Below are 9,680 nucleotides of genomic sequence, written 5' to 3'. Positions count from 1 at the left end.
GGAGAAGGATTCGAACCTTCGAAGGCTGAGCCGTCAGATTTACAGTCTGATCCCTTTGGCCACTCGGGAACCCCTCCTCAATTGCGGCGGCAATAGTAGTCAGAATTTTTTCTGCTGTAAAGCCTAAATATGAAATAACTGCCTGTTTGCTCAATTAACTTACAACGAGTTGTTTCATAGATGCATTCTTGCCCAACATGCTCAGTTATTAGCTGCTGACGTGGGTGATTATTGAGCCATACTAGTCTGAGCCTAGTTTGAGCGAAAAATCTCGCAATCACTTAATTAGTCAAAATCTAACCGCTTGCAGCTTTTGCTGATTTTGACCATTAAGTTATTTGGCTTTCTATATGAAAGGGATTTGAATTGTCAGGTATGTTTTGAAAATACAAATTACAACTGGGTTAATTATGTCAGCCGGAAACCCTCCTAAAATCCCACGTGAGCAATTTCAAACAGCGGTTATTGCCAAGTAATGTTTAAGGGGTCTTTAGGCTTGGTATAATTTCAATAGTTATTTCAGCCTACATATCTTTGTTTTCATGTTTGCTTTCATTATTTTGTGTTCAGTTATTCTTACACCCATTTCTTATAAGGTGATCCCCGTGATAGGGATGTCTTGCTACCAAGGGACATCAATACGATGTGTTGCGATGATTGTTCTAAACAAAGAGGAAATTAATCAGCCTAAAACCGTTGATTTCGAAATAAAGCCTAAAGTAATCGTTTAAGCAGTCGATTAACTTACAACGAGTTGTTTAATAGGTTTATTTTTGGTCAATATGAGTGCTGTTCAGCTAAATAGTGTTTTAGTCAATGAATCACAGCTAGGTACGAGACTCAATCATGCGATTGGCTCAAACCGACGGGGTGAGTTTGGCCTATTACTCTCTTTATTGTCAGCTGATGCTCGTGATATGGCACAATTTCAAACTCAGAGTCATAAATCTTCCGATCTTAGAGCTAAGTTTGACTTACCTGCGCCGCAAGCACTATTGAACCAATTGGATAAAGATGAACTTTGTACTAACAACAGCCAGATTTACCATCAAGCAGGAGCTACAGCGTTTCGTTTAGCCAATCTATTGGATGAAGAAGCTTTGGTGATCCGCAGAAATGAAGCGCTTGAGATGGAACAAGTTTTAGCTAACTGCGAGCTTAATGTTCGTAATAAATATCAACAAATAACAACGAGTCCCGAGGTACAGTTAACCCACTTTGTTGATCAGCTACAAATGCAACGAAAAATGAGTGAGTTTATTGCGCAAGCTTGAAGATGATCCTGCTTTATTTTGATTTGCTGATATATAATTGGCGTTCATTATTGTAGTAGAGACTAATTTAAGATGAAAAATATTCAACAAGCACAATCAGCCCTAGTGAATGATACGTGTACTGACTGTGGTAGCTTTGTCGATGTAGGTGCTGTAATTGATGAATTTGATACAGTATTAGAGCTTGAGTTAAATGGTGAGAATTGTCAGCAATTAGCAAATGACGTTATCGCCAAAGCCCAAAGTCGCTTTGATGCAGTAACGGCAGAGTCTGAATTTGCAGCAGATAGCGCTAAGGTAAACATTACTTTTTCGTGTAGTGCTGAAAAAATGATATTTCAGCTTGAAAACGGTCTGTAATCGACTGTTGATAACTTGCTGAAAATACGTTAACTCGTGTAATCTTGTACCCTATAAAAATATAATTAACGCTTGAGTTTAATAAGAGCGATTGGTGAACAAATGTTTACCTTAACAGGATAACGTGTGAAGAAGCAGAAATCTCAACAGTTGTTGGAATACATTGTTAATTCAGAAGCTAAGCAGCGAGGTGATTTTAGAGCAACAGCTCAGATTGCCGCAGAACTGCTTACTCAGCAGCTTAATGTATCTAGCGTTGTGGTGTCTGCACTTTGTCATCTAGATGATAAACTAGAACAAATAACCCGTCTTTCTACTTCAGTCGTTCCCCACCCATCAGCTGTTTTTCGTCCAACCCCGTCTGCCAGTTTTGCTTTTATTCAACAACTTATTGGCGAGCGCCATATTAGTTCTGAAGATTGCCTGCAGGATAATCGCTTAATTGAATTGCGTGAATATTACCAACAGCAAGGAGTGAGCTCAGTTCTTGAGGTTGCTATACGCATTAATGGCCATCTTGAAGGGCTGTTAAGTTTAGAGCGCACAGAGGCGGCGGAACCTTGGCATGACAGTGAAGTGCAGTTATGTTCTCAAGTAGCCGATCAGCTAGCATTAACGTTAGCGACTCAGTACGGCTACGATAAGGATGAACGAATAACCTTATTTCTGTCTGCGGCAGAACAATCAGACCAAATAATGATGATTGTTAACCTAGAGACAGAGAGCATTGAATATGTGAATAAAGCGCATTTTGAACTAACAAGAGTAGAAAAAGAGCGCATTGTTGGCCGTAAAGTTAGGGTGTTAGACTTTTTTAAGCAATACCCAAATCTTTCCGAGCAAGTCTTAAATAAAGCCCGTAATGGTGAAAGCTCTGAAGAAGAGATCAATCTTGTGCGTCACGATGGCAGTGCATACTGGATGAGATTGGGAGTTAAAAGTTTTATTTCAGAGCGTGGCAACCATTTTGCACTTGTTAACGCTGAAAACTGTACCGAACAACATAATCATCAAACAGAGCTGTTACGTCTTGCTTGGCGCTGTGGTTTAACAGGGTTGTTTAATCGTACTCATTTCAGCAGAGTCCTTGAAAAGCAAAACACTGGACATTTAGTGCTTATAGATTTACGAGGATTTAAGCGTTTTAACGACACTTATGGCCATGCCAATGGTGATGTGATGTTGGTTGAAGTCGCAAGACGGATCAGGCATTTCGCGGAGATAAACCAGTTATCGGAAATTGCGCGTATTGGCAGTGATGAGTTTGCAATTTTATTTGAAAATGAAAAAGATGAATCATTAATTGAAGAAGCCACAGAGCGCCTTTATCGTCAACTAGAAGCCCCTGTCACCATAGGCATTGAACAAGTTGAGCCTAAACCTGCACTAGCCCGAGTCGATTTAACCTCAATTGAGCAGTTGTTTTCGCCGCTGACGTGCGCCGATATTGCGTTGCAGTATGCTAAAAGCAAGCAAGGTAGGGCGATTCAGGTTTTCAACTCCGCATTGCTTAATGCGTTTAAAGAAGATGCACAAATTGAACGCGATCTGGTCGCGGCTATAAAAGGGCGTCAATTTGAGCTTTATTATCAACCGTTAAAAGATTTGAAGAAACAAGCATATATTGGTGCAGAAGCTTTGATCCGTTGGCACCATCCGAAAAAGGGCGTGCTTTATCCCGGTGCGTTTATTGATATCGCCGAGCAGTCAGGGTTAATTAACGACATTGGTTCTTGGGTATTAGAAGCAGCCTGTAAGCAGCTTAACCTTTGGCAACGACATCAAATTGATATCTCTATGCATGTTAATGTGTCGGCAAGGCAGTTTTTCAGTGGTAGTTTGTTTGAGCAGGTTTGGGAGTTAGTTACTCGTTATCGGTTAAAACCTCATAGTTTAATTTTGGAAATTACAGAAACTGAGTTAATGGAAGATATTCGCTCCGCGACCAACTTGTGTAATGAATTAGCAGATCTTGGAGTAGGCTTAGCGATTGATGATTTTGGTACCGGTTATAGCTCGATGCGCTATTTAAAACAGTTCCCAATTAGTAAACTTAAAATTGACCGTTCATTTATCTCAGATCTATCAGTAAGCCATGAAAGTCGCGAGATTGTTAGTGCTATTATTGCTATGGCATCGGCGCTAAATATTTCATTAACTGCTGAAGGTGTGGAAACTAAGGAGCAAGAGTTGTTTCTTGCTGAACATTTTTGCCATCAAGCCCAAGGTTTCTTATATAGCCCTGCACTGAGGGTGTCTGAATTTAGCGACTTTTTAAGTAATAAAGCCGCTATACATTAATCAATGCCTAATAAAAATCTCAACTCATGCTAACGAGAGCAGCACTGTTTAAACTTTTTGCCACTTAGGCAAACACATAGATCGTTGCGTTTAGGAAAAACTGTCGATTTTTGTACACCCTCAGTATACAGCCAACGCCCATCAAGTTTTACAAAACTAGAGCACTCATGAATAGCGTCAATTTCATTATCAAGCCGATACCAAGCTTGAAAAGTTACCGTGCCTGCTAGACCTTTTTCTGAACTTGTTATCACGTCCAAACTTAGCCAGTCTGGCAAAGGCTCCTTGGCAAGATCTGCTTCTGCTAACCCATTTAAATAGGCTGGGTGGTGGGTAGCAATTAGATATGGATATTGCGCCAAATAGAACGCACAAAAACGACTTCGCATTAACTGTTCAGGTGTTTGCGGTAGCTGCTTAAGTAAATGAAATTCCTGGCAACAGTCTTTATAAGTACGTTCTGAGCAGCAAGGGCAAAGGGATTGTGGATCAATGTTCGGGTTTGTCATTATGTTTAGGCAGTGAGTTTTGGCTGATTGATGGGAATTGGCGCCCATAATAAAGGTTTGGGCTAGGTTTGGCATTAAAATAAAACGATGCTTCTGCTCGGTTATTAGTATCAACCGTTAAGTACCATTTTCCATCTTGTTTCTTTTTAGATACGCCAACAAATTTACCTGCAAATTCACTGCTAGGCTCACCGTTATCTAACGGAGGATGAAAGCGAATTAGGTAGTAACCCACATCTGTGGCACTGCGACCGATGATATTTCGCTCAATGACTCTAAAGTCCACTTCAATTTTGGCATTTTTGTGCTTAATTTTGCCAAAAAAGGTTTCGTACAAAGCAACGATTTTATCGCGGCCGATAGTGATCTCTTCGCCTTGGTTTTCAGGAATGTAACAAGCATCTTCTGAATAAATAGATTTCATTCTATTGGCGTCTAAATCATTAAAAGCCTGACTAAACTGATTATATACCGCATTGAGAGCTTCATTATCATCTGCAACAGCGACTTGTAGTGCGCTGAAATAGAGCAAACTGAATAATGTAAACGCGGTTGAAACTTTTTTAAGCATGTAATAGGAGACACTAAGAATATAATGATTAACACTATAATAGATGGCTTGGGTGAACTAAAGTATTAGATCTTTACAAGATGTGTTACCGCATGTTTTAGGTAAGTACGTTTAGGGAGCTTAAGCTGTGATAACGTTTAAAAGTGGCACTAAGTGGAGACATTATGGGTGATGATGAAATGAGCCTTTTTCTAGAGGAAATGGCTGGCGTACAACCACTTAAGAGTAACACCACAACAACGGTTAGTGAAAAAGCGGTTTCTACAGAGGCGCAAGATGCTCGTAGAAAGCAACTGCAAATGAGCGAGCAATTGGCGCGGCTTACGTTAGAGCCACATCTTGTTACGGCAAGTGAGCCCGATGCGATGGTAGAGTTTAAGCGTGATGGGGTGCAAGATGAGGTTTTCCATCGTTTAAGTTTAGGCGGCTATCCGTGTAAATTTGAAGTTGACTTACATATGCTTAAACCTCAACAGGCTAGAGAAGCGTTGTACCAGCAGATCCAGATTGGCCGCGAGCGTGGTGAGCGCAATATAATGGTTATTCATGGCAAAGGTGTTAAAAGTAAGCCTTTCCCCGCATTGATGAAATCCTTTGTTATTAATTGGCTTGAACAGATAGACGAAGTGTTGGCATTTCATTCTGCGCAGCGAAGACACGGTGGCACTGGCGCGCTCTATGTGATGTTGGCAAAGTCAGAGCAAAAGCGTATCGAAGCCAAAGAGACCAACCATAAAGGCGTAAATGTTCGCTAATGTTTATTGTTAACTAAAAAAGCCATTTTACTTTAATAGTAAAACGGCTTTTTAGTATGGAGTCTTACTGATATCAATGGCCATTAAGTATCGAGTGAGCTTCGCTGTAAATCAACCTAGCTGATCAGCTGCTAATAAGGCTAGCTATTAATATACACTCAAGATTATTACCAACCACACTGACGGTTAGCTACGCTGTTTTGCTCATCTAACCAAGTTTGCAGTGGTGCAAAGTAATCAAGTACTGCTTTGGCATCCATCTCTTTAGTGCCCGTAACTGCAGCTAACGCTTCAGGCCATGGCTGGCTTTGACCCATTTCTAACATGGTATTGAGCTTAGCGCCGGCTTCTTTATTACCATAGATACTACATCTATGCACAGGCCCCGTATCGCCAGCGATCTCACATAACGATTTGTGGAACTGGAACTGCAGGATGTGTGCTAAGAAATAACGGGTATAAGGAACATTGCCCGGTACGTGATATTTAGCCCCTGGATCAAAATCGGCTTCGCTACGTGCGATTGGCGCCTTAACCCCTTGGTATTGCTCTCGCAGTTCCCACCATGCTTGGTTATATTGTTCAGGAGTAATTTCACCGCTAAATACTTTCCAGCGCCATTGGTCAATCATTAAACCAAATGGCATAAAGGCCACCTTGTCTAACGCTTGTTTTAGTAATAAACCAATATCTTTTGAAGCATCGGGTACTTCATCCAACAGGCCTATTTGTTTTAAATAGTTAGGTGTAATTGAAAGTGCAACTGTGTCACCAATTGCCTCATGAAAACCGTCGTTAGCACTGTTTTTAAAGATAAAAGGCTGATTTTTGTAGGCGCGTTGATAAAAATTGTGCCCCAATTCGTGATGAATAACGGTAAAGTCCTCTGCCGTTTTTTGAATACACATTTTAATACGAATATCGTCGAGGTTATCGAGATCCCAAGCTGATGCGTGGCAAACTACATCTCTATCTTCAGGCTGGACAAACAAAGAGCGCTGCCAAAAAGTGTCTGGTAATGGCTCAAACCCTAGTGAGGTAAAGAAGCTTTCTGCTTGCTCTACCATCTTAATTTCATCGTAATTATGTTTAGCTAAAAGCTCTGTTACATCATATCCTGGATCGGCATCTTGCGGTGCAACTTGATTATAGATATTGCCCCAGCTCTGGGCCCACATATTACCCAGTAAGTGGGCAGGAATAGGCCCATCTGCCGGTGCAACCTCGTCACCGTATTGTTCATTTAGTTCGCCACGAACATAGCAATGAAGTGAGTCATACAATGGCTTAACCTGGCCCCATAAGCGATCGAGTTCAGTTGAAAACTCATCGGTTTTCATATCGTAGTTGCTGCGCCAAAGTTCAGATAAATTGGCATAGCCAAGATCTTTAGCGCCTTCATTAGCTAGCACTACTTCTCTTTCAAATAGCGGCCGCATAGGTTTAGCTATTGCACGCCAACCTTGCCAAACCTCAAGTAATTCATCAGGATTTTTTGAATTAGCCATAATCGCTGAAAGCTCAGGCTGAGTTAGACAGCGGCCATCTTCAAAACAGTACTTACCTTTACCGTATAAACCGTTTAATTCAGAAGTGATCCCTGCAAGTTCAGCATTTTTAGCGGGATCTAAAGGAGCGGGTAATACGATAGAGCTGCGTAGAATGTTTAGTTTACGCTTATCTGTTTTACTAAGTCTAAGGTCAGCGTATTGTGCTGATTGAGTGGCTAGTTCAACCGATTTAGCGGTGTATTTCTCTGCCACACTGGCTGAAAGTGCAGCAGTATCTTCAGTTATAAAATTGCTGTAAATCCATTCAGAACGATTAATTTCAATTGATAGCTCAGCCATCGTTGATTCAGCATCTTGAATAAACTGTTTAGCTTCCGCAGTTTTATCTACTTTTACACTACTCGTTTCAGCTTCTGTTTTATTACAGGCTGAGGTACTTAGCGCTATGGCAATCAGTGCCGAAAGTTTTGACACAGTGGCCACCTTGGCGAGGCTGTTATTCATTCTTTAATCCCTTTGTTGTTTTTGTGTTGCTTATTTTACTTACTTTGTTACTAATTCATAGTTTTGCTGTAGGCTGCTCTCTCTGCTTTTGCGTTTAGCTAGTAAGGTGTTTGTTTACGGATAATCGGTAACAAGCATGTTCTGTGTGAAGAATTTTCAGATAACGGATACGTTAATTTCAGGTCGTTTGAAGGAAATTTGATAGGAGGCGGATCGCTAATTGATAGCAAGCCAATTTTACTCTAGCGAAAAATATTGTTTTAATTGCGGATATTAGGCAAGGCAACTTCAATAATGGATATTAAGTAAGGCTACATAGGGAATAAGGGAGCAATATTAGTAATGCGTGAGTGTTTAAGAAGTAAAATGATAGAGGTTTGTACTAAGAAGATTAGCCAAAAAGGGGATAATGTAGGCGTTTCATTTTATGCGTTTTTTGCTAACAAAAATGATAATCCACAATTACTAATGGAAGCGGCAACATGGTGGATTGAAACTCATCAACTCGATCATTTCGAAAAGGCTCACAAGATCATAACTATGGTTAAACAAGGGTTATAAAATTCTTTATCAAACTGCTGCAACCTTTGATAGTTAATGACAAAACTAGAGCGCCACTAAAGAGAATAACTATGCGTAAAAGCAAAGTGATGATGTTGACCTTACTAATCGTTTCTAACCTGTTCTGGTTTCTGAACTACTTCCATACCAAAGTTGACCATGCTGTAACGCTTACTTATCACAACGCTAGTTACGAAACGATCACTAAAATGCTCGAGCAGGCGCTAATAGTCGCTAATAAGAACCTGATAGGTGAGCCTTTGGCAACGGCCGAAAATACGTTAGTCGAAGACGTTTACGGTTTGAAACCATTTAAGAAAGAAGGTTGTTTGTATGCTGGTGGCTTGTGTTTAAAGCTTGATGAAACTGAAACGGTAATTTCAGTTTCAATGGAGTCGCTCTAACCCTATAAATGAGTTCATTTCTGCTAGGTAACATTTGAGTCTTTTGCTTAGCGTTTTGCAAAAGATTGTGCATGGGTCAATGCCAAAGCTTGTTAATTGCTTTGTCGAAGATCTGCTAGGTGTTCAATCACAAACAAAATCTTTCTTGTTGTTATTCCGAGTGAGTCTAATTAGTTATCTCATAAGTCAGTTTATTCTTATATAAAAGGTATTTAATTTGACAAGCACAAAGCGAATGTTTAATTTAAACGAGTGTTTAAAATAGATATAAAGGCAACGGAATGGCAAATCGCTCCGATACAAAAACAAGAATACTGGACGCTGCGGAAAAATTATTTGCAGAAAGAGGCTTTTCAGAAACCTCACTAAGACTAATTACAAGTAAAGCTGAAGTGAACCTTGCTTCTGTAAACTACCATTTTGGCTCGAAAAAAGAGCTGATTAGAGCGGTGTTAGCCCGTTACCTTGATGTATTTATGCCTGCTGCTGCAAATGCAATAGTGGCAGTTAGACAAGAAAATGCAGATGCTTCATTAGATGCCATTTTTTCTACCTTGGTTGCTCCTTTGCTGGATCTAAATCAACTACGCGCTGAAGGCACAACAACCTTTTTGCAGTTATTAGGTCGCGGTTATATCGAAAGCCAAGGTCATCTTCGCTGGTTTATTACCACTCACTATGGTGAATATTTAGGTTTGTTCGTTAATGCTGTGGCAGAAAGTGCGCCACATATTCCACCTGCTGAAATGTTTTGGCGATTACACTTTACCTTAGGTACGGTTGTATTCACCATGGCATCAGCTGATGCACTCACAGAGATTGCAGAAGCTGATTTTGGCGAGCACAATGATATTGAAGCGGTTATTAGGAAAGTAATTCCGTATTTATCTGCGGGCGTGTCAGTCCCACTTACTAAGGATGTAATCTAAA

Annotated in this window: 10 protein-coding genes; 7 read left to right on the top strand and 3 right to left on the bottom strand. The window is 40.4% G+C overall.

Annotated elements, in window-relative coordinates; translation table 11 throughout:
* Positions 1-782 precede the first annotated feature (782 nt).
* The 3 genes from MSG37_RS16700 (at position 783) to MSG37_RS16690 (ending at position 3,935) form a co-directional block, all read left to right on the top strand.
* Complete coding sequence (locus tag MSG37_RS16700) at positions 783-1,274, top strand: VC2046/SO_2500 family protein (RefSeq protein WP_248471791.1); 492 nt, start codon at positions 783-785, stop codon at positions 1,272-1,274.
* Positions 1,275-1,346: 72 nt separating this feature from the next.
* Positions 1,347-1,634 carry a DUF406 family protein gene (locus tag MSG37_RS16695; protein ID WP_248471790.1) on the top strand — a complete coding sequence of 96 codons (288 nt, stop codon included), beginning with the start codon at positions 1,347-1,349 and terminating at the stop codon, positions 1,632-1,634.
* 126 nt (positions 1,635-1,760) lie between these two features.
* Positions 1,761-3,935, top strand: coding sequence for an EAL domain-containing protein (locus MSG37_RS16690; protein ID WP_248471789.1), 2,175 nt, complete (start codon positions 1,761-1,763; stop codon positions 3,933-3,935).
* A gap of 29 nt (positions 3,936-3,964) precedes the next feature.
* Here MSG37_RS16690 and MSG37_RS16685 read toward each other — a convergent pair whose 3' ends face one another.
* On the bottom strand, positions 3,965-4,444 hold the full coding sequence (locus MSG37_RS16685) for a YchJ family protein (protein WP_248471788.1): 480 nt from the start codon (positions 4,442-4,444) through the stop codon (positions 3,965-3,967).
* A complete protein-coding gene (locus MSG37_RS16680; protein ID WP_248471787.1) occupies positions 4,425-5,015 on the bottom strand; it encodes an SgcJ/EcaC family oxidoreductase in 591 nt (196 codons plus the stop codon). Before MSG37_RS16680 ends, MSG37_RS16685 begins: the two co-directional genes overlap by 20 nt.
* A 164-nt stretch (positions 5,016-5,179) precedes the next feature.
* Here MSG37_RS16680 and smrA point away from each other — a divergent pair, with 164 nt between their 5' ends.
* The gene (gene smrA / locus MSG37_RS16675) at positions 5,180-5,770 is read left to right on the top strand and encodes a DNA endonuclease SmrA (protein WP_248471786.1); all 591 of its coding nucleotides are present in this window, start codon (positions 5,180-5,182) and stop codon (positions 5,768-5,770) included.
* 167 nt (positions 5,771-5,937) lie between these two features.
* On the opposite strand, the gene MSG37_RS16670 is transcribed toward smrA, so the two are convergent.
* Positions 5,938-7,785, bottom strand: coding sequence for a M2 family metallopeptidase (locus MSG37_RS16670; protein ID WP_248471785.1), 1,848 nt, complete (start codon positions 7,783-7,785; stop codon positions 5,938-5,940).
* A 342-nt stretch (positions 7,786-8,127) separates the two neighbouring features.
* Between MSG37_RS16670 and MSG37_RS16665 the strand changes: the two genes are divergently transcribed.
* From MSG37_RS16665 to MSG37_RS16655, 3 genes are all read left to right on the top strand, one after another.
* Positions 8,128-8,346 carry a DUF6500 family protein gene (locus MSG37_RS16665; RefSeq protein WP_248471784.1) on the top strand — a complete coding sequence of 73 codons (219 nt, stop codon included), beginning with the start codon at positions 8,128-8,130 and terminating at the stop codon, positions 8,344-8,346.
* A 71-nt stretch (positions 8,347-8,417) separates the two neighbouring features.
* On the top strand, positions 8,418-8,750 hold the full coding sequence (locus MSG37_RS16660) for a hypothetical protein (protein ID WP_248471783.1): 333 nt from the start codon (positions 8,418-8,420) through the stop codon (positions 8,748-8,750).
* Between the two features lie 281 nt (positions 8,751-9,031).
* The gene (locus MSG37_RS16655; protein ID WP_248471782.1) at positions 9,032-9,679 is read left to right on the top strand and encodes a TetR/AcrR family transcriptional regulator; all 648 of its coding nucleotides are present in this window, start codon (positions 9,032-9,034) and stop codon (positions 9,677-9,679) included.
* Position 9,680 lies beyond the last annotated feature (1 nt).

Source organism: Shewanella sp. 1CM18E, from assembly GCF_023161665.1.
In the GTDB taxonomy this organism is placed as follows: Bacteria; Pseudomonadota; Gammaproteobacteria; order Enterobacterales; family Shewanellaceae; genus Shewanella.
Note: the sequence above shows the minus strand (reverse complement) of the source record. Positions and strands in the feature narration are given on the sequence as shown.

Excerpts from the sequence above, each read along its gene's own strand:
- MSG37_RS16660 (WP_248471783.1), top strand. The coding sequence starts at position 8,418 with ATGCGTAAAAGCAAAGTGATGATGTTGACCTTACTAATCGTTTCTAAC.
- MSG37_RS16665 (WP_248471784.1), top strand. The coding sequence starts at position 8,128 with ATGCGTGAGTGTTTAAGAAGTAAAATGATAGAGGTTTGTACTAAGAAG.
- MSG37_RS16695 (WP_248471790.1), top strand. The coding sequence starts at position 1,347 with ATGAAAAATATTCAACAAGCACAATCAGCCCTAGTGAATGATACGTGT.
- MSG37_RS16685 (WP_248471788.1), bottom strand. The coding sequence starts at position 4,444 with ATGACAAACCCGAACATTGATCCACAATCCCTTTGCCCTTGCTGCTCA.
- MSG37_RS16655 (WP_248471782.1), top strand. The coding sequence starts at position 9,032 with ATGGCAAATCGCTCCGATACAAAAACAAGAATACTGGACGCTGCGGAA.
- MSG37_RS16680 (WP_248471787.1), bottom strand. The coding sequence starts at position 5,015 with ATGCTTAAAAAAGTTTCAACCGCGTTTACATTATTCAGTTTGCTCTAT.
- smrA (WP_248471786.1), top strand. The coding sequence starts at position 5,180 with ATGGGTGATGATGAAATGAGCCTTTTTCTAGAGGAAATGGCTGGCGTA.
- MSG37_RS16700 (WP_248471791.1), top strand. The coding sequence starts at position 783 with ATGAGTGCTGTTCAGCTAAATAGTGTTTTAGTCAATGAATCACAGCTA.
- MSG37_RS16670 (WP_248471785.1), bottom strand. The coding sequence starts at position 7,785 with ATGAATAACAGCCTCGCCAAGGTGGCCACTGTGTCAAAACTTTCGGCA.